The organism is Thiomonas sp. DCM-2 (genome assembly GCF_056820905.1).
The window spans coordinates 1,446,455-1,473,017 of sequence record NZ_CM165962.1 but is presented as its reverse complement, the minus strand read 5'-3'; the positions used below and the strand labels follow the sequence as shown (position 1 = coordinate 1,473,017).

General features: G+C 64.6%; 24 protein-coding genes and 2 tRNA genes. 5 read left to right on the top strand and 21 right to left on the bottom strand.

What is annotated here, in order from left to right:
• Positions 1–5: 5 nt before the first annotated feature.
• Together serC and gyrA are read right to left on the bottom strand one after the other, a co-directional pair.
• Positions 6–1,103, bottom strand: a complete 1,098-nt coding sequence (gene serC, locus AC1ZQA_RS07125; RefSeq protein ID WP_482679290.1) for a 3-phosphoserine/phosphohydroxythreonine transaminase — start codon at positions 1,101–1,103, stop codon at positions 6–8.
• Positions 1,104–1,115: 12 nt separating this feature from the next.
• Complete coding sequence (gene gyrA, locus AC1ZQA_RS07120) at positions 1,116–3,698, bottom strand: DNA gyrase subunit A (protein WP_482679101.1); 2,583 nt, start codon at positions 3,696–3,698, stop codon at positions 1,116–1,118.
• 435 nt (positions 3,699–4,133) lie between these two features.
• Between gyrA and ompA the strand changes: the two genes are divergently transcribed.
• From ompA to AC1ZQA_RS07105, 3 genes are all read left to right on the top strand, one after another.
• Entirely contained in the window at positions 4,134–4,826 is a 693-nt protein-coding gene (ompA, locus tag AC1ZQA_RS07115; protein ID WP_482679289.1) for an outer membrane protein OmpA, read from the top strand.
• Positions 4,827–4,978: 152 nt separating this feature from the next.
• Positions 4,979–6,337: an omega-aminotransferase AptA gene (aptA, locus tag AC1ZQA_RS07110; protein ID WP_482679100.1), complete on the top strand. Its 1,359-nt coding sequence runs from the start codon at positions 4,979–4,981 to the stop codon at positions 6,335–6,337.
• A 130-nt stretch (positions 6,338–6,467) separates the two neighbouring features.
• Positions 6,468–7,340 carry a cytochrome c oxidase assembly protein gene (locus AC1ZQA_RS07105; protein WP_482679099.1) on the top strand — a complete coding sequence of 291 codons (873 nt, stop codon included), beginning with the start codon at positions 6,468–6,470 and terminating at the stop codon, positions 7,338–7,340.
• Positions 7,341–7,370: 30 nt separating this feature from the next.
• Here AC1ZQA_RS07105 and rnr read toward each other — a convergent pair whose 3' ends face one another.
• Positions 7,371–9,695, bottom strand: coding sequence for a ribonuclease R (gene rnr / locus AC1ZQA_RS07100; RefSeq protein WP_482679098.1), 2,325 nt, complete (start codon positions 9,693–9,695; stop codon positions 7,371–7,373).
• 171 nt (positions 9,696–9,866) lie between these two features.
• On the opposite strand from rnr, the gene AC1ZQA_RS07095 reads away from it, so the two are divergent.
• Together AC1ZQA_RS07095 and AC1ZQA_RS07090 are read left to right on the top strand one after the other, a co-directional pair.
• A tRNA-Leu gene (locus AC1ZQA_RS07095) sits at positions 9,867–9,951 on the top strand.
• A 73-nt stretch (positions 9,952–10,024) separates the two neighbouring features.
• Positions 10,025–10,111: transfer RNA gene (locus tag AC1ZQA_RS07090), tRNA-Leu, on the top strand.
• A gap of 143 nt (positions 10,112–10,254) precedes the next feature.
• Here AC1ZQA_RS07090 and AC1ZQA_RS07085 read toward each other — a convergent pair.
• The 18 genes from AC1ZQA_RS07085 to AC1ZQA_RS07000 all read right to left on the bottom strand — a co-directional run bounded on the left by AC1ZQA_RS07085 (position 10,255) and on the right by AC1ZQA_RS07000 (position 26,556).
• Entirely contained in the window at positions 10,255–10,821 is a 567-nt protein-coding gene (locus AC1ZQA_RS07085; protein WP_482679097.1) for a hypothetical protein, read from the bottom strand.
• Positions 10,818–12,455 carry a hypothetical protein gene (locus AC1ZQA_RS07080; protein WP_482679096.1) on the bottom strand — a complete coding sequence of 546 codons (1,638 nt, stop codon included), beginning with the start codon at positions 12,453–12,455 and terminating at the stop codon, positions 10,818–10,820. The genes AC1ZQA_RS07085 and AC1ZQA_RS07080 overlap by 4 nt, the downstream gene beginning before the upstream one ends.
• A 97-nt stretch (positions 12,456–12,552) precedes the next feature.
• Positions 12,553–12,759 carry a hypothetical protein gene (locus AC1ZQA_RS07075; protein WP_482679095.1) on the bottom strand — a complete coding sequence of 69 codons (207 nt, stop codon included), beginning with the start codon at positions 12,757–12,759 and terminating at the stop codon, positions 12,553–12,555.
• On the bottom strand, positions 12,756–13,598 hold the full coding sequence (locus tag AC1ZQA_RS07070; RefSeq protein ID WP_482679094.1) for a DNA adenine methylase: 843 nt from the start codon (positions 13,596–13,598) through the stop codon (positions 12,756–12,758). The genes AC1ZQA_RS07075 and AC1ZQA_RS07070 overlap by 4 nt, the downstream gene beginning before the upstream one ends.
• A gap of 94 nt (positions 13,599–13,692) precedes the next feature.
• Entirely contained in the window at positions 13,693–14,553 is an 861-nt protein-coding gene (locus AC1ZQA_RS07065; RefSeq protein ID WP_482679093.1) for a hypothetical protein, read from the bottom strand.
• On the bottom strand, positions 14,550–15,035 hold the full coding sequence (locus AC1ZQA_RS07060; protein WP_482679092.1) for a lysozyme: 486 nt from the start codon (positions 15,033–15,035) through the stop codon (positions 14,550–14,552). Before AC1ZQA_RS07060 ends, AC1ZQA_RS07065 begins: the two co-directional genes overlap by 4 nt.
• On the bottom strand, positions 15,028–15,246 hold the full coding sequence (locus AC1ZQA_RS07055) for a DUF7940 domain-containing protein (protein WP_482679091.1): 219 nt from the start codon (positions 15,244–15,246) through the stop codon (positions 15,028–15,030). The genes AC1ZQA_RS07060 and AC1ZQA_RS07055 overlap by 8 nt, the downstream gene beginning before the upstream one ends.
• Before the next feature lie 11 nt (positions 15,247–15,257).
• On the bottom strand, positions 15,258–16,937 hold the full coding sequence (locus AC1ZQA_RS07050; RefSeq protein ID WP_482679090.1) for a hypothetical protein: 1,680 nt from the start codon (positions 16,935–16,937) through the stop codon (positions 15,258–15,260).
• A gap of 3 nt (positions 16,938–16,940) precedes the next feature.
• The gene (locus AC1ZQA_RS07045) at positions 16,941–18,806 is read right to left on the bottom strand and encodes a hypothetical protein (RefSeq protein ID WP_482679089.1); all 1,866 of its coding nucleotides are present in this window, start codon (positions 18,804–18,806) and stop codon (positions 16,941–16,943) included.
• Positions 18,807–18,817: 11 nt separating this feature from the next.
• Positions 18,818–19,372, bottom strand: a complete 555-nt coding sequence (locus AC1ZQA_RS07040; protein ID WP_482679088.1) for a hypothetical protein — start codon at positions 19,370–19,372, stop codon at positions 18,818–18,820.
• Positions 19,373–19,423: 51 nt separating this feature from the next.
• The gene (locus AC1ZQA_RS07035; RefSeq protein WP_482679087.1) at positions 19,424–19,681 is read right to left on the bottom strand and encodes a hypothetical protein; all 258 of its coding nucleotides are present in this window, start codon (positions 19,679–19,681) and stop codon (positions 19,424–19,426) included.
• A 17-nt stretch (positions 19,682–19,698) separates the two neighbouring features.
• Complete coding sequence (locus AC1ZQA_RS07030; protein WP_482679086.1) at positions 19,699–20,154, bottom strand: hypothetical protein; 456 nt, start codon at positions 20,152–20,154, stop codon at positions 19,699–19,701.
• Positions 20,154–20,435 (bottom strand): hypothetical protein, encoded by a 282-nt coding sequence (locus AC1ZQA_RS07025; protein ID WP_482679085.1) that lies wholly within the window; start codon positions 20,433–20,435, stop codon positions 20,154–20,156. The genes AC1ZQA_RS07030 and AC1ZQA_RS07025 overlap by 1 nt, the downstream gene beginning before the upstream one ends.
• Positions 20,436–20,437: 2 nt before the next feature.
• Positions 20,438–21,097 (bottom strand): hypothetical protein, encoded by a 660-nt coding sequence (locus AC1ZQA_RS07020; RefSeq protein WP_482679084.1) that lies wholly within the window; start codon positions 21,095–21,097, stop codon positions 20,438–20,440.
• Complete coding sequence (locus AC1ZQA_RS07015; protein ID WP_482679083.1) at positions 21,097–21,975, bottom strand: hypothetical protein; 879 nt, start codon at positions 21,973–21,975, stop codon at positions 21,097–21,099. The genes AC1ZQA_RS07020 and AC1ZQA_RS07015 overlap by 1 nt, the downstream gene beginning before the upstream one ends.
• Positions 21,972–25,796 carry a hypothetical protein gene (locus tag AC1ZQA_RS07010; protein ID WP_482679082.1) on the bottom strand — a complete coding sequence of 1,275 codons (3,825 nt, stop codon included), beginning with the start codon at positions 25,794–25,796 and terminating at the stop codon, positions 21,972–21,974. The genes AC1ZQA_RS07015 and AC1ZQA_RS07010 overlap by 4 nt, the downstream gene beginning before the upstream one ends.
• A complete protein-coding gene (locus AC1ZQA_RS07005) occupies positions 25,793–26,131 on the bottom strand; it encodes a phage tail assembly chaperone (RefSeq protein WP_482679081.1) in 339 nt (112 codons plus the stop codon). Before AC1ZQA_RS07005 ends, AC1ZQA_RS07010 begins: the two co-directional genes overlap by 4 nt.
• Before the next feature lie 8 nt (positions 26,132–26,139).
• Entirely contained in the window at positions 26,140–26,556 is a 417-nt protein-coding gene (locus AC1ZQA_RS07000; protein WP_482679080.1) for a hypothetical protein, read from the bottom strand.
• Positions 26,557–26,563 lie beyond the last annotated feature (7 nt).

Sequence of the window (26,563 nt, the reverse complement as noted above, 5' to 3'; positions counted from 1 at the left end):
AGGGTTCAGGCGCGGTGCTTTTCAAAGTCTTGCAGGTAATTCACCAGGGCCTGCACACCCTCCAGTGGCATGGCGTTGTAGATCGAGGCCCGCATGCCGCCGACCGACTTGTGGCCCTTGAGCTGCAGCAGCCCAGCCGCATCGGCTCCCTGGAGGAACGCGGCGTTCAGCGTGGTATCGCGCAGATGAAACGGCACGTTCATGCGCGAGCGGGCTTCGCGCGCCACACGCGTCTCATAGAGTTGCGACGCATCGAGCGCGTCGTACAGCAGATGGGCCTTCGCAATATTGCGCGCCTCCACCGCGGCCAGCCCCACCAGATCGCCAAAACGCTGGCGCTTGATCCACTGCAACACCAGCCCGGCGATATAGATCGCATAGGTCGGCGGGGTGTTGAACATGGAGTGGTTGGCCGCCACCAGGGCGTAATCAAAGGCGCTGGGGCACTGCGGCAGGGCGTGACCCAGCAGGTCGCGGCGAACGATCACCAGGGTCAGCCCGGCCGGGCCGATGTTCTTCTGTGCTCCACCATAGATACAGGCATAGCGCGCCACGTCCACATGGCGCGACAACAGATGCGAGGACATGTCGGCCACCAGCGGCACGCCGTGGCTGTCGGGCACAAAATGAAACTCCACGCCGTCGATGGTCTCGTTGGTGCAGACATGCAGATACTGCGCGTCCGGGCGGATGCTCCACGCGGCATTGTCTGGAATGCTGCCGTAGCCCTGTTCGTCATGCGCACTGGCGCTGAGGTGCACGTCGCAATACTTGCGGGCTTCGAGCTGGCTTTTCTGCGACCAGCTGCCGGTGACCACATAGTCTGCCTTGGCACCACGCGAGAGATTGAGCGGAACGATGGCGTTCTCCGCAATGGCGCCGCCCTGCATGAACAGCACGGCGTAATCGTCGGGGATGCCCAGCAGCTCGCGCAGATCGGCCTCGGCCTGCGCGATGATGGACTCGAACTGCGGGCCGCGGTGGCTCATCTCCATCACGCTCATGCCGCTGCCATGCCAGTCGAGCATCTCGGCCGCCGCCTGCTGCAGCACCTCTTCAGGAATGGCCGCAGGCCCGGCGGAAAAGTTGTAGGGACGTTGCATCATCGCCCTCGCCTACTCTGCCGCCGCATCGGTTTCGGAGGGTGCGTCGTCTTCCGTCTCTGCCTCCACCACGGGCTGCACCTGGATGAGTTTGGCCTTGGCATCGAGCGCAATCAGGGTCACGCCCTGCGTCGCACGGCCCAGTTCACGGATCTCTTCCACGCGGGTGCGCACGAGCACACCGGTATCGGTGATCAGCATGATCTCATCGCTGGCCCGCACCAGACAGGCTGCAACCACCTTGCCGTTGCGCTCGGAGGTCTGGATGGCAATCATGCCCTTGGTGCCACGGCCGTGGCGGGTGTATTCGGTGATGGACGTGCGCTTGCCATAACCGTTTTCAGTGGCGGTGAGCACACTCTGGGTTTCATCTTCGGCCACCAGCAGGGCGATGACGGCCTGATCGGCTTCGAGCTGCATGCCGCGCACGCCGCGGGCTTCGCGCCCCATCGGCCGCACATCGGATTCGTCGAAACGCACCGCCTTGCCGGCATCGGAAAACAGCATCACGTCGTGCCGGCCATCGGTGATCGCCGCACCGATGAGATAGTCGTCATCGTCCAGCCCCACGGCGATGATGCCCGCGGTGCGGCGATTGACAAACGCCGACAGCGGGGTCTTTTTCACCGTGCCGCGGGCGGTTGCCATGAACACGAAATGCTCTTCGTCGAAGGTCTTGACCGGCAGCACCGTGGTGATCTTCTCGCCAGCCTGCAGTGGGAACAGATTGACCAGCGGCTTGCCGCGCGAGCCGCGCCCGCCCATCGGCGCCTCATAGACCTTCATCCAGTACACCCGGCCACGGTTGGAGAAGCACAGCAGCATGTCGTGGGTGTTGGCAACGAAGAGTTGCTCGATCCAGTCGTCTTCCTTGGTGCCGGTGGCCAGCTTGCCGCGCCCGCCGCGACGCTGCGCCCGGTACTCGGCCAGCGGCTGGCTCTTGACGTAACCGGAATGCGAGATGGTGACCACGAGGTCTTGCGGGGTGATGAGGTCTTCGACGTCGATGTCGTACGCGTTGACCTCGATATGCGAGCGCCGCGCGTCACCGAACTCGGCGCGCAGCGTGCTCATTTCGGTCGTGATGATGTCGGTCATGCGCTCGGGCTTGGCAAGAATGTCGAGCAGATCGGCGATCTGCGCCATGACCTCCTTGTACTCCCCCACGATCTTGTCCTGCTCCAGCCCGGTGAGGCGCTGCAGGCGCATCTGCAGAATTTCCTGCGCCTGGGTGTCGCTGAGCCGATAGCCCTCGGCCTTGAGGCCGAAGCGCGGATCCAGATCATCGGGCTGAAACAGGGTGATGTCGCCCTCGACACGCGACAACATCGCCCGCGCCTCGCCCGGCTCCCAGATCTCTGCCAGCAGCCGCTCCTTCGCCACAGGCGGCGTGGGTGCCGCCTTGATGAGTTCGATCATGCGATCGACATTGGCCAGAGCCACCGCCAGGCCTTCCAGCACATGCCCGCGCTCGCGCGCCTTGCGCAGATCGAACACGGTACGGCGGGTGATGATTTCGCGACGATGCGACAGAAAGGCCGCAATCATCTGCTTGAGGTTGAGCAGGCGCGGCTGGCCATCCACCAGCGCCACCATGTTGACACCGAAGGTGTCCTGCAACTGCGTCTGCTTGTAGAGATTGTTGAGCACCACCTCGGGCACTTCGCCGCGCTTGAGCTCGATCACCACACGCATGCCCGACTTGTCGGACTCGTCCTGGATGTGGCTGATGCCTTCGAGCTTCTTTTCCTGCACCAGTTCGGCGATCCGCTCCAGCAGGGTGCGCTTGTTGACCTGGTACGGCAGCTCATCGACGATGATGGCCTGACGCTGGCCCTTTTCCAGGTCCTCGAAATGACAGCGCGCGCGCATCACCACGCGGCCGCGCCCGGTGCGATAGGCATCGCGCACGCCGGATGTGCCGTAGATGATGCCCGCCGTGGGGAAATCCGGCGCGGGCACACGCTCCATCAGCTCTTCGATCGACGCGTCTGGATTGCGCAGCAGATGCAGGCAGGCATCGAGAACCTCGCCCAGATTGTGCGGCGGAATATTGGTGGCCATGCCCACCGCAATCCCCGAAGATCCGTTGATCAGCAGATTCGGCAGGCGCGCCGGCAGCAGCAGCGGTTCCTGCTCGGAACCGTCGTAGTTGGGGCCAAAATCGACGGTTTCCTTGTCGATGTCGGCGAGCATTTCGTGCGCGATTTTCGACAGCCGGATTTCGGTGTACCGCATGGCCGCCGCGTTGTCGCCATCCACCGAGCCGAAGTTGCCCTGACCATCGACCAGCATGTAACGCAGGGAAAAATCCTGTGCCATCCGCACAATGGTGTCATACACCGACTGATCGCCGTGCGGGTGGTACTTACCAATCACATCCCCGACGATGCGGGCCGATTTTTTGTAGGGCCGGTTCCATGCATTGCTCAGTTCGTGCATCGCAAACAGCACGCGGCGATGCACGGGCTTCAAGCCGTCGCGCGCATCGGGCAAGGCGCGTCCCACGATCACGCTCATGGCGTAGTCCAGATAGGAGCGGCGCATTTCCGACTCTAGGCTGATCGGGAGAGTTTCTTTGGCGAAGACGGACATGAGTGGATGTGGTGCAGCAGTTGTTCACACGTCGGCTCAACCCGGAATGGTGCCGACCTGGCCCAGCGCGCCCTTGTCAGCACGGGCGCCCCAAGTCAAGCAGATCATGTTAGCAGCCCGGATTTCCAGGACCGTCCACCGCACGGGCACAGGCTTGGCGGGCGATCGGGCGCGCAAAAACGTCTGTCCGTTGCGAGATGGCAACAAATCAAACCAGTCAGGGAGGCAGACCGTAAACCATGCTGCCACGCCGATTGATCGTCATGGTCGCTGTGGCACAATCACTTCGGGTTAACTAGGTAGCAATGCTGAGCGGCGGGCGATCTTGAAGGTCGGCATCGCATGAATGCTGTCATTGACGAGGCGCTCTCTCGCTTATCATGGGCACACGCAGTTCAAGCTGCGATGAACGATCAACGACCGAGAGGAAAAAACATGATCCACAACCAAAAAATCGCAAAATTGTTCGCGGCAGCCGTCTTCGCTGCGTCTTCCCTGACCGCTGCGCACGCTGCGGAGAGCCGCAGCATCAACAACTGGCAAGACCCTTACGGTCTGACCTGGATGAACGGCGACAACAAGCTGTGCTGGCAAGACAACTTCTGGACGCCTGCCACCGCATCCAGCGAGGCTTGCGGCCTGCCGGTGGTTGCCAAGGCTGAGCCAGCCCCCGCTCCGGCCCCGGCTCCTGCTCCGGCCCCTGCCCCCGCTCCGGCCCCTGCACCGGCCCCTGTGCCTGTCAGCGAAAAGATCACCTACTCTGCTGATGCATTCTTCCAGTTCAACAAGGCTGTTCTGCTGCCTGCAGGCAAGGAAAAGCTTGACGATCTGGCTGAAAAAATCAAGCCGATCAACCTGGAAGTCGTGATCGCCACTGGCTACACCGACAGCTTCGGCAGCGTCGCCTACAACCAGAAACTCTCGGTGCGTCGTGCCGAAGCGGTCAAGGCCTACCTGGTGAGCAAGGGTGTTCCGGCAGACAAGATCTATGTCGAAGGCAAGGGCAAGACCGATTTCCGTGTCGATCCGAAGAGCTGCAAGGGCTCCTTCAAGAGCCAGGTGGAATGCCAGGCCCCCAACCGTCGTACCGTGGTTGAAGTTGTCGGTACCCACATGGTCACCAAGTAAGTTTCACGCTGTACAGAAAAAGCCCCGCAGAGCGGGGCTTTTTCTTTTTCCGTGTCGCGTTCGTCGTGTCCGCACGCCTTGGTTATATTTGAGTCGCCAGCAAACTCATCCATTCCACGTTTGCGTACAACACCGTTCACAGGAGAATCTTCATGGATCAAGCCGAACTTCAGCGTTCTGGCGCCATTGCCGAGTTGCCGTCGATGGAACAACTCTGGATGCCGTTCACTGCCAATCGCCAATTCAAGGCCGCGCCACGCCTGCTGGTCAGTGCTCAGGGCATGCATTACCGTGCGCATGACGGTCGCCAGATTCTCGATGGCACCGCTGGACTCTGGTGTGTCAACGCGGGACATGGCCGCCCTGAAATCAGCGCAGCGATTGCGCATCAGGCGCAAGAGATGGACTATGCACCGCCATTCCAGATGGGCCACCCCGTGCAATTCGAAGCGGCCAATCTGCTGGCCGAAATCGCTCCGGCCGACCTGAAAAAGGTGTTCTTTACCAATTCCGGTTCGGAATCGGTCGATTCCGCACTGAAAATTGCACTGGCTTATCACCGCGCACGTGGTGACGGCACGCGGACCGTATTCATCGGGCGCGAGCGCGGTTATCACGGCGTCGGCTTTGGAGGGATTTCAGTGGGCGGCATGGTGGCGAACCGCAAGGTCTTTCGCGGCTCGCTGCTGCCCAATGTCGATCATTTGCCGCACACCTATTCGGCCGAACACCAGGCCTTCACTCGCGGAGAGCCTGCATGGGGCGCCCATCTGGCGGACGATCTGGAACGCATCGTGGCGTTGCACGACGCCAGCAATATTGCGGCAGTGATCGTCGAGCCTGTGGCCGGGTCGACGGGGGTGCTCGTGCCTCCCAAGGGTTATCTGGAGCGCCTGCGCAGCATCTGCGACAAATACGGAATCCTGCTGATCTTTGACGAGGTGATCACCGGCTATGGCCGATTGGGCACGCCTTTTGCCGCGCAGTACTTCAATGTCACACCCGACATCATCACCACGGCAAAGGCGGTCAACAATGCGGCGGTTCCGCTCGGAGCGGTGTTCGTTCGCAACGGCATCTACGACACTGTCGTGAACGGCTCTCCCGACGGGGCGGTAGAGTTTTTCCACGGTTACACCTATTCCGGTCACCCGCTGGCCATGGCTGCTGCCGTTGCAACGCAACAGATTTACAAGCGCGAAAAATTGCTGACCCGCGTCCGCGATGAAGGCATCGGCCAGTATTGGCAGGAGGCACTGCATGCCCTGAGCGACGCACGCCATGTCAAGGACTTGCGCAACATCGGGCTGATCGGCGGCATCGAACTCGATTCGCGTGCCGGAGCCGTGGGCAGACGAGCATTTGAAGCCTTCGTCGGCTGCTATGCGCGTGGCGTCCTGGTCCGTTACACCGGGGACACCATCGCGCTGTCGCCGCCCTTGATCATCGAACGGGGTCAGATCGACCAGATCATGTCCACCATACGCGATGTCCTTCGCACCATCGCCTGACCTGCGCTGAATCCGTTGCAACCCGGCCGTGCGCCGGGTTTTTCATGTCTTGATGCTGACATAATCTTGCGCACACCCGCGCCACGCTACAGTGTGGGCTGACCCGATCATCCAAGACGCCTCACTCTGCATGGACGCCCTGCTGCGCTGGTTCATTCCCTGGGAACTCTCTCCCACAGCACTCGCGCTGCTTGCAGTGGCTGCGGTTCTCTATGTGCGCGGCTGCCGCCGACACAGGCCGTCCCTGTCGCGCCAGATCCGCTTCTGGCTAGGCTGGGTGCTGATGTGGCAGGCCTTTCAGACGCGCTGGGATTACTACGCCGAACACCAGTTCTTCGTCCACATCCTGCAGCAACTCTCCCTGCACGATTTCGCTCCCTTGCTCCTCATGTGGAGCTATCCGCTCAGCACGCTGCGTGCAGGCATCCCGCTGATATGGCGGCTGCGCTGGCTTCGCCCCATGAACCGCAGCGCGGTGATGCGCGGGATCAAATTGGTGTTGTTCAATCCAGTGGTTGCCGCTGTTTTATTTGGCGGCATGGCGCTGCTCTGGCTCATACCGTCGTTCCATCCCTTTGTCATGCTCAATGCGCCAACCTACCGGCTGATGAACTGGAGCATGGCGCTCGACGGTCTGCTGTTCTGGTGGCTGGTGCTGGACACGCGCCCAAGCCCGCCGGCGCATCTCTCTTCGGGGAAGCGCGTGTTCCTGCCTTTGCTGGCCATGCTGCCAACCATGGCCTGGGGCGCAATTCTTGCGCTCAGCATGACCGATTACTACCCCATCTATGAAATCTGCGGACGCGCCCTGAGCCTGGATCCCCTGACCGACCAGCATCTGGGCGGCTTGATTCTGTGGATTCCCGGATCGTTTGCCATGGTGCTGGGGAGTCTGATTGCACTGCGCATCTGGATGCGCCTATCAGAACGTGGCCGCCTTCCACCCCGCGACAAGGCCGTCATTCCCACTTCGGCGGCCACGGTTACACGGCCCACAGTCTGAAGCGAATCAACCCACCGGGTTCGATGGGCCTCAGCGTACGCGACTGCGCGGCCCGTTGGGCTTGCCGCCCTTGCCTGTCTTGCGCCCTGCCGCCGCCTTCGCTTTGGCCGGTCGGGCTGGCGACGTGGAAGCTGCCGAGGCCTTGACGGGTGCCGACGCGCCACGACGCTGGCTCTTTCCAGTTGGATTTGCCGTTCCTGGCGAGGTTCTGGATTTGCGCACGCCAACCGATGTTTGCGGGTTCAGCGCAAATACATCCTCATCGAGGCCCTTGATCTCGCCGGAGGTCGGAAGAGGCTTGCTCGACGGATTGGTTTTACCGCCCTCGCGCACCAGACGGAAATCAATCTTGCGGCCATCGAGATCGACACGGCTGACCTGCACGAGCAAGCGTCCGCCCAGTGCGTAGCGAATTCCCGTGCGCTCGCCGCGCAGTTCCCCGCGTGCCTCGTCATAACGGAAGTAGTCGGCACCGATCTCGGACACATGCACCAGGCCTTCCACAAACAAGGCATCGAGCTGCACGAACAAGCCAAAGCCGGTCACGGCGGTGATGGTGCCCGCATACTCCTCGCCGAGTTTGTCGCGCATGTACCAGCACTTCAGCCAGCTCTCGACATCGCGGCTGGCCTCATCGGCTCTGCGCTCGTTAGCCGAGCAATGCACGCCTGCAGCTTCCCAGATCGGCATGTCCTTGGCTTGCTCCTTGGACACCGGCGCAGCGGGCGCCACACTTGTGGCATTGCGCTGCGGAGCGCGTCGGGCATTCTGTTCGCCACGATTCATCTCCACCCGCTCACTGAATTTCGGGGTGTAGTGCTGCCCCTGCAAAATCGCCTTGATGCCTCGATGCGTGAGAAGGTCGGGGTAGCGCCGAATCGGGCTGGTGAAGTGGGTGTAAGCGGGGTATGCCAGACCGAAGTGACCGCTGTTGTGCGGCGTGTAGATTGCCTGCTGCATGGAGCGCAGCAGCAGTGTCTGGATCTGCAGGGCGTCGGGCCGGTCTTCGATGGACTTGGCCAGCGCCTGATAATCCGCAGGCTCTGGCGCCTCCCCCTTGCTGCCCAGGGTCAGCCCCAAATTGCGCAACAGGGTGCGCAAGGTTTCCAGCTTTTCCGGCGTTGGCCCTTCATGCACACGATAGAGCGCGAGCTGCTTGTTGCTTTCCAGAAAATGCGCCGCGCAGACGTTGGCCGCCAGCATGCATTCTTCAATCAGTCGGTGTGCATCATTGCGGTGGCGCGGGACGATGGCTTCGATCTTGCCCGCAGCGTTCACCACGATCTGCGTCTCGGGAATGTCGAGGTCGAGAGCACCGCGCACCTGGCGCGATTGCAGCAATGCATTGAACACGGCGTGCAGGTTGAGCAGGTGGGGAACCAGAGCGGCACGCTCGCGGGCCAGCTTGCCTGCCGTGTTGGACAGAATATCCGCCACTTCGGTGTAGGTCAGGCGCGCCTGCGAGCGCATCACCGCAGGGTAGAACTGATACGCCTTCATGTCGCCTTGCGCTGTGATCAACACATCGCACACCATGCACAGCCGGTCCACCTGGGGATTCAACGAGCACAGACCATTGCTCAGTTTCTCCGGCAACATGGGAATGACCCGGCGCGGAAAATAGACCGAGGTTGCCCGCTCCAGCGCATCGGCATCCAGCTCCGTGCCCTCGCGCACATAGTGCGACACATCCGCAATCGCCACCAGCAGGCGCCAGCCCTTGGCGCGGCCGATCCTGGCAGGTTCGCAGTACACCGCATCGTCAAAATCGCGCGCGTCCTCGCCATCAATCGTGACCAGCGCGACATCGCGCAGATCGATTCGGCCCGCGATATCCGCATCGCGCACCGCATCGGGCAAGGCAGCGCTCTCTTTCGACGCGCCAGGCGAAAACAGATGCGGCACACCGTACTTGCGCACCGCAATTTCGATCTCCATACCGGGATCGTCCAGTTCACCCAGCACCTCCAGGACGCGTCCCACGGGCTGCACATTGGGCAAAGGCGGCTGCGTGATCTGCGCACTCACCACCTGCCCGACCCGCGCCTTGCCCACGCCATCCGGAGAGATCAGGATGTCCTGCACATAGCGGCGATCTTCCGGCGCCAGCAACCAAGTGCCACCCTCCTGCAAAAGCCGCCCGATGATCGGTCGTGTGCTGCGCTCCAGGATGCCGATCACCTGGCCTTCGATCCGCCCGCGTCGATCCGGCTTGCCCACACGCACACTCACCCTGTCCAAGTGAAGCACGGTGCGCATTTGCTGCGGCGGCAGATACACATCCGGCCCGCCATCATCGGGGGTGACAAAACCATGACCATCGCGATGACCGCGCACGATACCTTCAACAATCACGGAAGATCCTTTGTCTTGCAGCAGAACGCTGCCTTGTCTCGGCCCAATCGCCACACGGAGATGAAGCTCAGTGTTGTTCTCTGTGCATTATCGCCGCTCACGCACCCTTCGCCCCGCCGGGCGGGGGTTCTTTACATCCGAAAGGATTATGCTATGATGCACAGCTTGATTGCCCAGATGGCGGAATTGGTAGACGCACTAGTTTCAGGTACTAGCGCTGCGAGGCGTGGAGGTTCGAGTCCTCTTCTGGGCACCAACAATTTTGAAGGCAAATGCGGGGGATTTCGGTTCCCCGTTTTGTTTTCCGTTGTTTGCAGCACCACATCCCAGCCGGGATGGCGGAATCGGTAGACGCACTGGACTCAAAATCCAGCGCCCTTAAAAGCGTGCGGGTTCGAGTCCCGCTCCCGGCACCAGAAAAAACAAGCACTTACAACGATTCGCTGTATCTCAATGGCGCATCGCTTCCGGGATTGCTTCCTGGTCACTTCCGGGATGACCCATCAGCCGCGCGTGCACAGCGTCATACCCTCGCTGGGAGAGAGTGATCTTCCAGAAATCACTGCCCTGCCCGCGCGTCCCACTGGCGCAGTGCGTCGATGCGTGCCGCGCAGGTGTCGTACATCTGGCGCGCCGTCACGATCCACCCGGCGATGTCGCGCTCGCTGGCGGCAGGCTGGCCGGGATCGGGGGCAGCGGGGGCAGCGGCTGCAGCAAGGCTTGCGGCACGCGCGGGCAGACGCAGGCCGGGGTTGCCTGCACCGGGCGCTGCGGGGGTGTTGAGCAGGCGCACAGCAGCGCCAGACAGGCAAGGGCGGGTAGCAGACGTAGCGGTTTCAAGGGCATGGCGTAACTCCTGGGCTTTGCGGTCGGCAGCGGCAGCGCGGGCGTTGGCTGCCACCACGGCGGCATCTGCCGCGGCGGCGGCCTGCGCGATGCGGGTGCGGTTTTCGCGTTCGGCCTGGGCGAGCAGATCGGCGGCCTGCGCGTCGCGGGTGCGTTGTGCCGCCATCAGCGCCTGCACGCGGGCCTCGGCGCGCCAGCCCTGCGCCACCCACCCGGCAGCAAAGCCACCGAGCAGCAGCGCAGCGGCCACCAGCGCGCGGGCGGTGAGGTCTGGCATCATGCTGCGTACCCCGGCAGCTCGATCACATAGGTGTCCACTGCGGCATCTGGCTTCACCACGGGCGCGCGCGGATCGCCGTCACCCCAGTCGCTCTGCACCAGGATGCGCGTGCCGCTCGGGCTCAGGGTGACGTTGGGTTGCGCCCAATAATTGCTCTGCGGTGCGCTGCTCCAGTTGCCGGTCGAGCGGTGATGCGCCACACGGAACACCTGCTTGGTGTCCACATTGGCCAGCAACACTTCCTGATCGAGATAGGTGGCCGACTGCATTGGCTCGCCCACAATGCCAACGGCGCACCAGCCGGGCGCTTTCCAGGCGCCTGCGCCCACCAGGGTGCCGGTGCGCGGATAGCCGTCGCCCGACTTCTCTCCGATGATGGTGTAAACCTCGCCGGTCGTGAGGTTGGCCACCATCAGATTGCCATTGCCGTTGCCGTGCGCATCGTCATACTGCGTGCCCACGAGCAAGTCCTCGCCCTTGGCGTTCACCGCGCTGTCCAGGTGCTCGATGGCATCGAATTTCACCGTGCGCACGATGTTGCCGTTCAGGTCGAACACCACCGTGGTGTGGTTTGCCCAATCGGGCCAGGCCCAGCCCTTGCCACTCTTGAGCGGGAAAGGCGTGGTGCCGCGCGCCTGCGCCACAGGAATGCCGCTGTAGCGGGTGAGCTTGCCGGTCTTGGCGTTGAACCCGAAGGCGTTGAGCCCGAGCTGTCCGCTCACGTCGGGGATGCCGCCTGCGCCGAGCCCCCACAGTTCGAGATCGCCTCCTGCGTAGAACGGATAGCCCGCCCGCACCGGGCCGGTGGTGGGCCAGCCCTGCGCCTGGATGTCGGGCAGAAAGTCGTGCAACACGGTCTGAGCGCCCGTCTCGACGTTGACCTCCATCATGCGCATGATGATGGCGCCGCTGCTCTCGCGGTTGTCGATATAGACCAGCTTGGTCGGATCAGAGTGGCTCCAGTAGAACTGCTCCACGTCGCCCGGATTGATGTCGAGGAACTTGAGGAAGGCGTAGGTCTTGCCGTCGTACATGGCATAGCCGCGCTGGCCGCCTGCACGCGCATTGGTCACATACAGCACGAAGCGCGATTCGTCGCAGTTCCAGGCCTGCGTCGTGGGATAGGCGGGCACAGCCACGTTTGCATTGAAGTCCGCGTTGCAGTCGGTGATGCGCACCATCTTCGTGCCGGGGAAGTCGGGCTCGTTGAAGCGCACGCCCTTGGCGGGCTTGGCCAGCGGGGTGAACGGGCGCGCGTTGCGTCCGTAGTCCACCAGGCCCACGGCGGGCGATACACCTGGAGCAGGTGCCGGGGTTGGAGCGGGAACGGGTGCCGGTTCGGGCAGCGGAATCGGCGCTGGAGTCGGTGCCGGTTCGGGCGCTGGTTCTGGGGCCGGTGCATGGGTCGGTGCGCCCTGCTGCAGCAGCGCCTCGATGCGCGACTCCAGCGCGGCAGACCCGGCGCTCAGTGCGTCGATCTTGTCGCCCAGGGTGGCAATGGCATCAAGCAGCGCCGGATTGCTGCCCGCGCTGGGTTGCGGCAACCTGGCAATTGCCGATGCCAACTCGGTCTTGATGAGGGTTTCCAGGGCATCGGCGTTGACCGTGCCATTGAGGGTCATTCGCAGTGTCATGCGGGGCTCCTAGTGCCGCGAGGCGTAAATGGCAAGCAGAATCCCGGCAACAACCGCGCCGGGGACAAGAATCGAGGCCATGTCAACAAAATCCATGTCAAGGCTCCTTTGGTGGTGTGCTGGATGTGCCGAACCAATAGCCGAGCACCACGCCCGCCGGGCCGCTGAAGGTGGCCAGCGCCGTGGGATAGGCCAGCGCGCCGGTCACCAGGCCATAGCCCACAGCGGCCAGCCAGGCCAGCACGATCAGCAGGGTGATGGCGCCGCGCATGTTGAGTTGGGCGCGGGTGGTGTCGGTGGTCATATTTCCGTCTCAGAGGGCTCTGCTGCTGCGGCTTGCGCAAACATCTGCGCAATCAGCGGCGGGATGTTGTGTTCACGGGGGAAGATCAGCAGCTCGGTGTAAGGCTTTTTTGCTGCTTGATTGATGGTGCGCACGCGCGGCACCTCCTCGATGCGGCAGTCGGCGTAAAGCGCGCGGATCAGGGGGTGATCTCCATAGGCGACGATCCAATGCCCCTGCAATGTGGCAAGCCGCTCGCGCAAGGCGCGGTGATCTGCCTCTGAAAACGCATCCTCATAGGTCTCTTGATCGCCGTCGGCATACGGCGGATCGCAGAAAAACAGCGTTTCTGGCGAGTCGTACAGGTCAAACATGCGCTCCCACGGCAGGCTCTCAATGACAACCGACGCCAGCCTGCGCGACACCGCGCGCATCTGGGCAATCAACACATCGCGCGGTCTTAGCGCCCTTTGCTTGCTGACATAAAACCCTTTATCTGCGCCGCCTTGAAACCCAGAGTGGCGCACCATGATCCAGCGCGCGGCGCGCTGGATGTCTGTTTCTCCAGGGCAGATGTCGCGCCACCGCAGCCTTTCCTCGCGGTGCATCAGCATGAATTGCAATTCATCTGCCAGCGCATCCGGGTGATATTTGACAATGCGCATGACGTTGGCCAGGCCGCCGTTGATGTCGTTCCAGACCTCGATTTCGCTTCTCGGCTTGGCCAGCAACACGGCGCCCATGCCGCCAAAGGGCTCCACATAGCAGGTGTGTTGCGGCATGCTGGCGATGATGCGATCTGCCATCCAGCGCTTTCCGCCTGCGTAGCTGAGAAATGGGGTTGTGGTGTCGGTGGTCATATTTCCGTCTCAGAGGGCTCTGCTGCTGCGGCGAAGATCACAAGCGCTGCAGGCAGCGCGGCGATGGTGAACAGGGTGGCGAGGATGCGGCGGGTCATGGCGCGCCCCCGATCAGCTCGCGCCCCAAGGCCTGATAGACCGGCGCCAGTCCGTTGCTGCGAATGCCGCGCTGGCGTTTGCCGCTGGGGTCGTCATAGTCGATCCAGATGAACGGCACCACGGCCACGATCTGCGGGTCGGCATGCGCCGCACGGCGAAAGGCCTCGGGGCTGCCGCGGAACGGGTCGCACCCGCCTGGGATCAGGAACACGCGCTGCTCTGGCCGCAGCGTGGCGCGCAACCCTCGGTAGGGTGCGCCGGTGAGCATGTTGCTGTCTTGCGGGTAGTCGTCCAGGCCCACCCAGTCGAGCGCTTGCACGCCGGGGTAATGGCCCTTGTTGGCGTAGCAGCAGGCCAGCACCGTGCCGCCCAGGTCGGGGTATTCGGCGGCCACCAAACGCACTGTGGCGCATACGGCCGTCATGTCGGCGTCCGACGCGCCCCACAGGTCGGGCTCGTCGAGGATGTAGAAGCCGATGACCTGGTGAATGACGCCTGCGCTGCGCAGCGTGTCGAGCGTCTGCCGCAGCAGCGCCTGCGCTTGGTCTGCCGGGCGTGGGGTCTTTGTGTCTGCCCAGCATTCGCTGGTGACGGCAAGCACAGTGCGCAGCGGCTGTTTGCGCATGCGCGCAATGGTGGCCTCCAGCGCGTCCCAGCGCAGTTCTATAACAAGGTTGACCGTGCCTGCGGTGTCGTCGCACTGCGCGTCGTCGCGCCCGTAGTAGCCGTAGAGCAGATCGGTGCGCAGCCTGGCGGGCGGCGGGGGCATGAAGCGCGTCTGGCGACGGCGCCAATACACGACAGCCGCCATGGCGAGCAGCACAATGGCAACGGCGGCAATCCAAAGCACGTTCACGGCTGGGCTCCCATGCACTGTTGATATTCGGCCTGCCTGCGGCGCACCAGGCCGGGCAACACTTTGCCGCCTGCGCGGTTCCAGAGCAGGATTTGCTGACAGGCGCCGAGGTAGTCAGGCGGCTGCCGGTGCAGCAGCTTGACCAGGGTGGACGTGCAAAACCGGGGCGTGCCGATGTTGTAGGCCAGGCTCACATAGGCGTCGAACTCGCCCTGCGACAGCGGCACCGGGCCGATGCAGGCGGCAATGGCGCGCCCTGTCGCGTCGGCATCGGCTGCAAGCTGGCGCACGGCGCGCACGGGGTCGGTGCGGTCGCCTTTTTGCACCGGCGTGCCGTCTGTGCGCCGCGTGCTGCCGAAACCCACGGTCTGCACGCCGACGCCGTCGTTGTAGGCGGTGTCGCGGTAGCTCTCCCAGCCCGCAATGCTGGCCAGCGCCAGGGCAGACGCCACCAGGGCCGAGGCGATGCGCCGATCAGCCATTGAGACCCTTTTGCGCCACCAGGCGCGCCACCAGCGCGGCGAACGTGAGCCCGGCCAGCAGCGCGGCAAACAGGCGCCGGTCGAGCGCGTCGGAGAAGAATGGCAGCACCGCCTCGGCGGCAGACAGAATGCCCGCCAGCAGCATCAGCCGCACGCTCCAGGCGCGGCGCAGGATGTCGCGCCAGTTGGGGTCGAGTTGCATCATGGCCATGTCGATCTCCCTCAAACAACCGGCACGATCACCGGGCAGATGGGCGCAATGGCCGGGTCTGCGGTCACGCCACGGCAGCGAAATTTGTAGCTGTCGCCCCGCTGCCCCGCCCCGGCGGGAAACTGCAACTGCACATAGCGCCGGGCCGACACCCTGGCGCCCGTGGGCAGCACGGCGTCGGTCTGCCCCACTTGCGGCTGCAGCGCGGCGGCCCATGTGGGCAGCTCGGCATCGGTACCCACCAGGGGCGCCACACCCACCAGCGCGGCGCCGGTGAGGGCCACGCCGGTGGGCAGCGCCTGGTCAAAGTCGAATGTGATGAGCGCGGACTCGTCGCGGTCTTTTTCTTCGGTGGTGTCGATCTTCATGGTGTGCATCCGTAGTACGCCAAGAAACCCCCTGGCAGGCAGTGTGGAAAGGAAGGCGCGCAGCGCACTGGCGCCGACAAACGCTCGCGCTGCCAGAGCTGCCAGGTAGCGCGGGTCAACGTGGGCAAACTCGGGGAGTTGGGCCAGCCAGGCCGCCAGCACATCGGCGCGGGCGGTGGTCAGCGCATCGGCGCGCAGCGCGCTTTGCGCGCTGGCAGACGGGGCGTCGCGCTCCACCAGCAGCGCCCCCGCCAGCAACGCCCCGCCCGCTGCGGCGCGCAGGGTGTCTCTGGCTTCCATGCCCTCAAACGCCAGCACCCCGGCGGCTTGCGGCGTGAGCCCGGCGGTAAACGCATCGAGGCTTTCTGCCAGCGCGGTAGCGGCACGCAAGGACGTGACCGCCGCGCCTGCGGCCGCATCGCGCTGTGCGGCCAGACTGGCCGCGGTGACCAGCAGCGCCGCAGCCTGCGCGCCGAGCTGGTCTGCCACGCCGCTCAGCAGCGCCTGCGCGCCGCTGCGCGTTGCGGCGGTGGCGCCGAATGCGTCGTGCGGCTCGTTCAGCAGCGCATCGATGGCGCCGAGAATCTGCGGCACAAGCTGCGCGCTCAACGTGTCGCGCCCGTTGGCCAGCGCGGCAGTGCCGAAACCGCTCAGGGCAGACTGCGCGGCCACCCCATCGCGCGGCAGGGTCGTGGCGGCTTGCAGCGCGGCCAGCACGGCGGCCTGCAGCGACGCGCTGTCGCGCCGGTCTGCCAGCGCGGCCTGCGCACCGGCCTGGGCTGCAGCGGCTGCGGCCAGGGTGTTGCGCACATCGCTCAGCGCAACCAGCGCAGCACTGGCCAGCGTGGCGCTGCCGCTTGCGGCGTCTTGGCGCTCGGTCAGTGCCGCGTCGAGCACGGCAGATTGCACCGCAGACAGCGCGCTGCTCAGCGCGTCGCGCAGTTCGGTGGTGTTGCGGTCTGCGCGCAGCAGCGCGGCCACCTGCGCGCCTTCTGCGTCGCGTGGTTCAGCGGTTGCGCGTGCCACACCCAGCAAAGCGGCGCCCTGCCCGGCTGCGACATCCCGTTTTTCTGCGCCGGTGAATGCGACGCCAAGCAGAGCCGCACTTTGCCCGGCTGCCGTGTCGCGCAGCTCCAGCGCGGCGCGCAGCACGGCAGCAGAGGCCACGGCAGAGACGGCCAGCGCGTCGCGCGGCTCGATGGCGGCAAACGCTGCAGCCAACGGCGTGAGCCCGCCTGCCGGGTGTTGCGTGCTGTCCATGCTGGACAGCGCCGCCGCGTCGAGCGTGGCGGTGGTGGTGGCAAAGTCCCACGCGCTTGCCACGGCTTACTCCAGCAGGTAAATGGCCGGGCAGTTTCCGGTGCCGTCTGCCAGCGAGGTGGCTGCGGTGGCGGGCAGTGTGCTGCCGCTGCCACCCGCCCACAGGTGGGTGATGGCCGTGGTGTTGTTGGCCGTGCGGCCGAGTGCGCAGCCCACGCTGCCCACGGCGAGCGCGCGCACGGTTGCGGCTGCGCTGGCGATCAGGCTCACCCAATACAACACGCCGGGCTGCAGCGTATAGTTGAAGGCGCCGGTCTTGTCGCCCGTGGCGCCGGTGTCCAGCCCGGTGGCCGAGGCCAGCAGCGCGCCCGGCGCATCGTTGCCGCTGACCACGGCATTGCCGTACACCCCCACGCTGGCCGTGCCTGCGCTGGCCGTGGTGACGCTGATGCGCAGGCCGGTCAGTGCCACGGCGCGCGGCACGACGATGGGCACGAAATACTGCCGCGACGCCACGAGCGCCTGGGTGGCAAGCGCGGTGCCCGCCGCATCTCCGGCAATCTTGGGGGTGGCGCTGCGCTTGGGGAACGCGACAGGCAACACGGGCGCAGGTTGTGGCGCCAGTGGAATGGGCATTTCAACGCCCGCCATTGCCGCAACAGCCTCAACAATGCGCGGCGTGTTGGCAACGCCACCGGCGATGTACCCGGCTGGCGTGGCGTGCTGGGTGCTGCTGTTGATGTAGATCGGGTAATTGCCCGTGCCTGCGCCGACAACGGCTTGCGGCAGCGCTGCGGACACGATGCGGACAAATGCGGTGTAAGGGTCGTTCAACGCGGCAATTGCCGTGGCGATGGCATTTTCCGATGCGCTCATGGCCGCCGTGGCACCTGAAAGCGCCGCCTCTGCGACTTCCAGGTCTGTGAGGTAGCCGGTAATGAAAATCGGCACAGAAGCGCCAAGCGCCGCACGCACGGCCTGCACTTCTGCTACCGCTGCAGTTGCAATCTGCTGCGCTGTTGCTCCTGCTTTGAGATCATTGGTGCTGCAGGCAAACGCGATGGCATCGGCCGCACTGCTCTGCCAGTCGGCCCGGCGCTGGCTGTAGGCGTAGCTGCTGCCGCTGTTCGTCGCAAGAAAGCCCGTGCCAAACACGCCGCAGGCCCACACGTCCTGCAACCCCATGAAGTCACCATAGACTGCGCCAGGCCCATCGCCCTTGAGCGTGATCCCGTAGGCCTCCAGGTCGCTGTCGCCAATCAACACTAGGCGCGGCTGCGCGCGCTGCGGCATCAGCAGGGTGTCTGTATCAGGCACGGCCGCACCCCAAAACCGCAGCGCGCCATACCCCTCGACCGTGACGGTACGCTTTGCGCGCCACGGAAAGGTGAGCGTGTACCACCGATCTGCGCCCGATCCGCTGACCGTCCCGGACAGACTGAGATATTGCCCGTCCACCAGAAACCGATATCCGCCGTCCGCCGTGGCGTCGCTGTCAAGGTGGAACGCAATCTGCGTGCCGTCGAGAACGGTCGTCACGCGCCAGTGTCGGCCGATGCGCGTTGTTCCGCTGGGCGTGACCACGGGAAAGCTCGTCGCCCCTGCGCTGGTTGCAGGGTTTCCGCCGCCCGCCGTGAATGGTGCGCCCGTGTTGCCGAACACATAAGAGCGGGTGAACGTGCCCGGCACCGCAGCGCCTGATGCACCCACCGCGATGCCGACAGGGTAGCCATACAGGCCAGACAGGCGCGGATTGTTCCAGGCGTGCAGCGCGTAGCCGTCCAGGATCGAGCGCAGCACGGCGGGGATTTTCCCGCCGCTTGTGGCGTACAGCTCGGTGAAGTTGGCGTTGATCTTCTCGCCTGCTGCGCGCGGCGTGTCGCCCGTGCCGTCGTCTGGCGCGGCGCCGAGGTTGATGGTTTGCTGCGCCATGCCAGCCCCGATCAGGCGTTGCCGTCCGTGTTGGTGAAGGTGTTGATGGTCACCTGCTGGCCAGCGGCAATGTTGGTGTTGTCAATCGTGGCCTCGACCGGGCCGACGTAGGCCCACACCACGGAGCCATCAGTAATGCCCGTGCCGGTGCCAGTGGGGCCGCCGCTCGATGCGCTGGTGCCTGCCGTGGTGACACGGTAGACGTTGCCGTTGTTGTGCACCTGGATGCCCACGGCGGGGTAATTCTTGCTGGCTGTCCACGGCTCGGAGATCAAAAAATCCCAATGGTTTGTCGTGCCTGCGTTGTCCTTGATGCGCACGGACTTGGCATAGCCGCCCGGCGCAACGCCGGTCAGCGTCCAGGTTCCGGCCTTGGTGAGCACACCGCCCGATTGCGTGGCCCAATCCGCAGGCAGGGTGCCGCTGGCGATCTGCGTGCCGGGGTCGGCATCGGTCATGTTGGTGCTGGGCAGTGCGTCGAACACAAACATCTTCGGCGAGGCGCCGATGGCGGTTTCGATGGCCGCCTGCTTGGCGGTGCGAACGGCGGTGGATTGACGGGCCATGATGCGGGTCTCCTAGAGGTGCGGTGAGTGGGGCAGGTGGTGGGCGGAAATTCAGGGGCGTTGCCGGGCGGTGTCGAGCTTGTCCTCGATGCGGCTCAGGCTGGCGCGCATGAGGGCCAGCTCGCGCTCCAGGCGCTGGTCTTGCTGGGTGTCGATGGTGTGTTGCGCCAGTGCGGCCTGCTCAAGAATGGCCACGCGCTTGTCGAGCGTGCTCCAGCTCACGAAGATCGTGGCGATGAAGCCCACGAACGTGAGCACGTGGCCGAGGTTGATGGTGGTGTCGAATCGCGGTTTGAGTTCGTCTGGCATGGAGCCCTCTGCGTCGATCAAGGGGTTTCGCCCGGGCCGGGCGGGGTGTTGAGAATTTCTGCTGCGCGACCCGCGCCGATGAGCCCTGCGGTCTCCAGCATCTGCACGCCAGCCACTGTCACCGGGTCATCGAGATCGATGTAGCGCGCGGTGGCCACGTCGGCCATGTAGGCGCGAAGCATGGCGGCCTGCTGCCGGGTGGCCATCGGGGCGCTGGGGTCGTCGAGCTGGGCAATCTCCAGCGCCACGCGCTCGGCGGCGGTGAACCGCTGGCGCAAGGCGCGCGGGGTGATGTGGCGCATCGGCGCGGGCACTGCGGGCGCGTGCCACGCGGCGCCATCCCACGCGTGGCCAAGCAAGCTGGCGTCGTAGGCATCGAGCGGGACAATGTGCGGGCCGGTGAGCGGCTCTGGGGTTTCGGTGACGGCGATGCAGACGCCAGCGGCGTCGAGTTGGGCGGCGTAATGGCTCATCAGTAGTACTCCACAAGTTGCCAGGCGATCACAGACGTCGTGTTGCTGCCACTTGTCCCGCGCGTTGCGGTGATGGTGGTCGAATTGGTCAGATTCAACCGCGGCAACGCGCCTGCGTCAGAATTCAGCATGCTGACCCCGAGGTAGTGCAATACCGACTTGGACGTGTTGACGGGTGAGATGGTCACGGTCGCGTTCAACGCTGCTAGCGTGATGCCAATTTCTCCGCGCTGAATGCTCTTGATGCTGCCGGAGCCGAAAACTGATGCAAGATCGCTCATGGTCACACCCACTTCCCGTTATTGGCCTTGAACACGTACCGAAACCCGGTGATGCTGATGCTGCTCACGCCGGTGAGCCCATGCAGCGCAGCGGTTCCGGAGTCGATCAGCGCCGTAGCGCCTTCTACCCCCGGCGCCAGAGACAGCCCCACCACATACCCGGTCACGCAGGACGGGAGCGTGAGCTTGCAAGGGGCGGTCATGTAGTAATCCACGAAAGGCGATGCCACGGTGTCTGCGGAAATTTCCTTGACCGGCATCACCGGGGAGAACACCGCCCAATCTGCGGACACGCCGGGTTGACTCGCGGCCACGTTGGACAGGTCGTTGAGCAGCATCCAGTAAGAGCCCTGATGCAACACGGCGGCGGGCTTGGACAACGCGCCACTGAGGCTGGACCAGGCGCCCTTGAAATTGGCGGTAAGCGCCGCCGTGTTGGCGCTGCCCGCTGCGCTTGAGGCCTGCGCCGCGGCGCTGGAGGCGGAAGCCGCAGACGCGCTGGCACTGGAGGCGGCGGCGGCGGCGTTGCCTTGCACCTCGGCGGCCTGCGCATTGGCCTCTGACGCGAACTGCGGCAACGCACCCAGGAATGCGTCGGCGCGGGCGTTGAAGTTGACGGGGTCTGCGCTGCTTGGCGGCGGCGGCAATGGGGTGATGGACATCAGATCAATCCTTCCAGGGTCATGTCGCCCGTCACGAGCGTGGGGTAGGCAATGGTTTGCGACCAGTCGCGCACCCAGCCGTAGATGGTGAGCGCTTCCTCGGTGTCATCCACAATCCAGATCGCCGGCCTGGCGCGCAGGCTGGCCAGCAAATTGGCAAAGGCATCGACCTGTTTGCGCGGCAGGGCAAAGCTCACCTGCGCACGTTTGGCAAAGGCGCGCTCGACCACCTCGGTCACGCCGAAGGTGTTGGTCTCCTTGGCGCTGTAGTCGATGATTCCCAGCGAGGTGCCGTACTGCGCCGCGCCGTATTCGTGCTGCAGCCCGATGGCCAGCACGCCCAGCGAGGGCGCCGCGCCGGTGCAGGTGATGGTGAGCTGGTTGGTGGTGGCAATGGGCAGGTCGTTGAACAGCGCTTGAGAGGCGATGATGATGGGCGCAAAAAAATAGTCCAGCCAGTTGTCCACTAGGCGGCTGGCGCGCAGGTCGACGGTCTTGTCGTAGGTAGTGACGGCGCCTTGCTGGCTGCGCACGCGCACGGTGTCGATGCCGCTGAGTTCCAGCAGCGCCACGGCGTTGTTGCTCTGCCCGGGGGCCAGCACGATTTCCAGCGGAGAGGCGCCGCTGCACGCGGTGCCGATGGCCTGGTCAAAGACAGCCCAGCGCTTGGTGGGGCCGATGTCCGTCCACCACGTGGGGTCGAGCAGGCTGCGGCCTGTGTTGCTGGCCTGTGCGCTTTGGTAGACGCGGTGCCCGGATATGACCTTGGCCCCGGCAGCGTAGGTGGTGGTGGCGCTATAGGCCGGGGCGTCATTCTCCGCCACCGTGCTGCTCACCAGCATGGCGTCGGTGATGGGGATGGGCGGGATGATCTTCATGTGAGCACCCGCACGGAGAGCGCATCGGGGCTTTGGTTGGCGCGCGTGAGAATGAGCAAAATGCGGTTGAGCAGCGCCACGGCGGCGCGGTTTTCTGCGCCGTTCTCGGCGCGCAGGTTGGCCAGCTCTTGCGCCAGGGCGCCGTCGTCTGCGGACATGGCGGCGCGCGTCTGGCTGGCGGTGTACACCCGGCCCGGCGCGGAGAAGTTGACCAGCTCGGGCCCGCGCTCGCCCACCAGCGCCCAGCCATGCGCCAGGCCGCCATCGGCAAACTGCGGCAGCGGCACATTGCGCGCCCCCAGCACCTGCGACAGCCCGGCCAGAATGCTGCTGGTGAGCTGGGCCTGATCGGCTGCCGTGGCGCTCCATTTCTGGCCTGCTGCAGAGAGGTCTTTGGCAAGCTGCGGCAGATTGTTTGCCGCGTCGATGTCGCCCGCCTTGGCTTGCGCGGTGGCAATGGTGAACTGCGCCTGCAGTTGCGCCAGGCTTTGCGCGCCGGTGCCCAGCAGCGTGGTGCGCAGGTCTTTCATGGTGCTGACGATGGCGTCGGTGGCTTTGGTCCATGCGTCGAGCGCGCTGCTGAAGCCGCTGCCTCCACCACCCCCTCCACCGCCGCCGGAGGAAGCGGCCTGCGATTGCGCTTGCATGGCGTCGGTTGAATTTTTGACGATGCGGGCAAATGTGTCGGCGTTGGTGAGCAGATCCTTGAGCCCATTGGCTGCAGTGGCGTCGCCTGCGGCTGCGGCAGACGTGGCCTGCTCGACCAGGGACCGATAGCCCGCGGTGGTGTCGGGCATGGCCACGCCGTAGCTGTCGAACAGCTTTTGCAGGTTGCCTCTGTCGCGCTGGTCGATTTCTGCCTGGCTGTAGAACGACAGATTGTTGGCAAAGCTGCGCAGGCTGCTGGCCATGTTGGCCAGGTTGGCAATGCCGCCGGCGGCCTGCCCCAGCGCGGCGGCGGCGTCTGCGCTCATGTTGGCCAACTCGGCAAAGGGCAGCGACTGCATCGCTGTGCGGAAGCTGTTGACGGCGTCGATCTGCTGTTGCAGCCCGTCGATCAGCGCGGTGGCGGTGTCTTTGGTGAGGGACTTGGCGTCCACGCCGTCGAGCTGCGCCTTGATGTATTTGGGGATGTCTGTGGCGGCCTGCAGCGCCTGCACCGTGGTCTGCATCAACTCGGTGCTGAAGTTGTCCAGCGCGGTCTTGGAGTCTGGCGAGGTGCTGAAGGCCTTGTCGTACAGCGTGCCCGCGTAGTTGTCGCCCAGCCCGCTCAGGCCGAATGTGGCACCGGTGGACAGAGTGCCCCCGGCATACACGCCGCCCCGGCCTTCGCCCGAGCTTTCGAGCCCGGCCTGAAAGCCTTTGACCGCGGCCTCGCTGCCTGCGGCCTTGAGCAGTTGGTTGATGCCGTCCACGGTCTGCTGAATGCTGGTGCGCACCGCGTCCCCGGCAATCTCGCCACCGCTTGGGCCGCTGACCAGCGACAGGCTGGAGAAGGTTTGCGGCGTGCCCACGCCGTGGTTATTGCGCAGAAAGTCGCCCACGGCGTATTGGCCACCCTGCCGGGTTTCGCCACCGTTCATGCCGTTGACAAGGGCATAGAGCGCCAGAGCTCCTGCAACATAGGGCGCGGCAGCCGCCAGGGAACCAAACACCGAGCTGCCCGCCGCGCTGGCCGTGGCAGACAGGCCTGCGCTGCCAAACATGCCGGTCTGCGAGGCCAGCATGGCGGCCTGGGAGCCTGCGCCGAAGCTGGTGGTTCCGAGCGCCGCGCCATAGGCGGCGCTGCTGCCAAAGAGCCCGGCACCCCCACCGCCAAACAGGCTGTAGAGATTGCTGCCGGTGCTGAGCAGGCCACCCGCCCCGCCGGTGAGGCTGGCGGCCTGCGCGGCACCCGGGCCACCGAGCAGACCGGCAATGCCCATGCTCACGGGCGACAGGGCAAGCTGCACAATGGGCCGCAGCACCAAGGTGTTGAACAGGCTCTTGAGAGCATCGCGCAGATTGGCGGCAAAGCCCTTGCCCGCCTCGAAGCCGCGCATCAGCGCGTCGGTCAGTGACCGATTGATGTCCTGCGCGGTCTGTTCCCAGTATTTGCGGATCGCTTCGATCTGATCTTGCTGAGCCTGCAGCGCGTCGCGCACAGAGACCTGATCTTTCAGCTTTGCGATGTAGGCGTCATACGCCTGCGTGCCAGCCACGATGCCCTTGCGCTCGAGGTCGTGCGCCAGGGTGAGCTGATCGACCTCGGCCTTGGTCTTGCCGATCAGGCTGATCTGAAACGCGAGGTCGTCGGAGTATTCGCGGGCGCCCTTGATCTGCTGCTCGTTGGTTTCGTAAGCCTTCTGCCACGCGGCAATTTCGGCATCGATGGCGGCCGTGTTGGCCTTGGCCGCCGCCTCGATGGCGGCCTGCTTGTCTTTCTCCAGCTTGATCGCAAACGGCTGTTGCTTGATGTATTGGCCCTGCAGGTCGATGATCTGCTGCATGGACAGCCCAGCCTTGGCGCCCTGGGTGGCGAGCAGTTGCATGTTCTCGTAGAACTTCGGATCGAGGCCAGATGACTTTCCTTGGATCTGGTCGATCAGATCGTTGTACTGCTTGGCAATCCTCTGCGCTTCGGATAGCGCTTTTTGCGCAGCGGCCTGGCGTGCTTTTGCTTCCTGGTCCGACTCGTAGTTGAAATTCTTTTTGTTCTGGTCGTACCCCGACTGATACCTCTTGTCAAGCAATGGGTTGGTTGGATTTGCAACGTTCCATTGCGCCTGTGCATCCTTGCGCGCATTGAGCGTGCGCTGGTCGGCTGCATCGAGCTCGGCGCGGGCGGCCTTGGCCTGCTTGATGGCGTCGTCGCGAATGGCCATGGCTTGTTGCCAGTCCGACTTGGCCCCGGCAATGTTGCCGCTCAGGAGGCTGGCTGCTGCGCGCGACATGGCTTCGCCCTGCGCAAAGACCGCGCCAATTTCCGTGCCGACCGCCTTGAATACGAACACCACATTGCGCGCCAGCACGGCGACCGCCTCCAACGCCGTGCCCACGCCATCCATGGCGTCGCCCAGCAGTGAGGTTTGTGCGGCAGTCTGCCCTGTCGTACCGCGCACGGATTCCAGAATGGCGATGTATTCCACCAGCTTTGGGATGGCCTCGCTGGCAAGCTGCTGGGTGAACAGGGAAGAGCGCAATCGAAGCTGGCCGATCTGGTCTTCGAACGCTTTTGCCGCGGCGGCGGCATCGGCGCTGACGCCGGACATCTCGTCGATGTGCTGGGCGTAATCGGACAGAAACGGCAGCATCTGCGCGCCATTTTTGCCGAGCAGGTCGGTGACAAATGCCACCTTGTTGGCGTCGTCCTGGTATTGCGCCAGTTTCTTGGCAACCTCATCGAACACCACGGACCCGGAACGCAATTGCCCGGTGGCATCGCGGCTTTTGACGCCCAGCGCCTCCAGCGCATGGCTGGCTGCGCTGGTGCTTGTAGCCATCTGCGCCGACATGCGAGCGATTCCCTGCTGGACTTCTTGGAAATCTCCGCCATAGGCCACGGTGATCTGCTGCATCTTGCTGAGATCGGCCACGCTGCTGCCGGTCCTTTTGGCGGCATCGTCAAGCTCGGCCAGGGTGGAGATGGCGCTGCGCACAGACGCGATCATGGCCCCCGCGCTGAACGCCGAGGCAAGCCCCAGCAGCGCGGCCTTGGCCATGCCAGCAGCCGCCTCCATGGCGCGCGTGGCTTCCTGCACGCTGCGCTTGGCGGCGTCCATGTCTTGCTGCAGCCGGGCAATGTTGGCATACAGTTGGATTTCCAGCGCGCCGGCGATCATGCGGGGGCTCCCTTGGGGTTGTGCCGGGTGGCTGCGGCAATCAGCGCCGCATCCATGGCGGCCAGGGTGTCAGCCTCCCAGGCGGTCAGGCGCACGCCGCGCAGGGTGCACCAGGCCAGGGTTTCGGTGGCGCCCACAGGCGATGGGCCAAACCCGCCCGATGGGCGCGAGAGGTTGATCTGCCCGAACAGGTCCCACAGCGGACGGCCTTCGGGCGGGATGTGCAGGTCGAGCCGCGCATCGCGGCGGCCGGTGTTTTCCTGCAGGCGCAGCAGGTGCTGGCGCAGGGTGGCACCATCTGGCTGCTGTTGACCGAGCTCCACGTCGCGCTCCACGGCGTCGATCAGTTGCTGGCGGAGCGCCTGATAAAAGACTGCGCATCGCCCAGGAAGGTGCGCACCTGGTCGCGCAACCAGCGGCGGCCTGGGTCGGTGTAGAGCTTGCGCGCTTCGTCCGCACTGAAGGCCAGCGCGGCGCCGCCCCGGCTGATGCCTGCCCAGCCCAGGGTGCAGGCCACGAGCAGATCGGTTTCTGCGGCTTCGTCGTCTTCGGGGTCGTCGAGTTGCACCTTGCCGCTTTTCATCATCGAGGCGCGCATGCGGCGGGCCTTGTCGAGCAGGATGCGGCGGTGAATGGGATGCTCCGGGCCTGCCAGAGTGATGCGCGCCGTTGTGGGTGCGCCGGTTTCCGGGTTGCGCACAAGCATGTCGGCGGTCTGCACGGTCTCGAAGGCGTCGAGGTTGAGGTCGTCTGTTTTCATGGTGGCT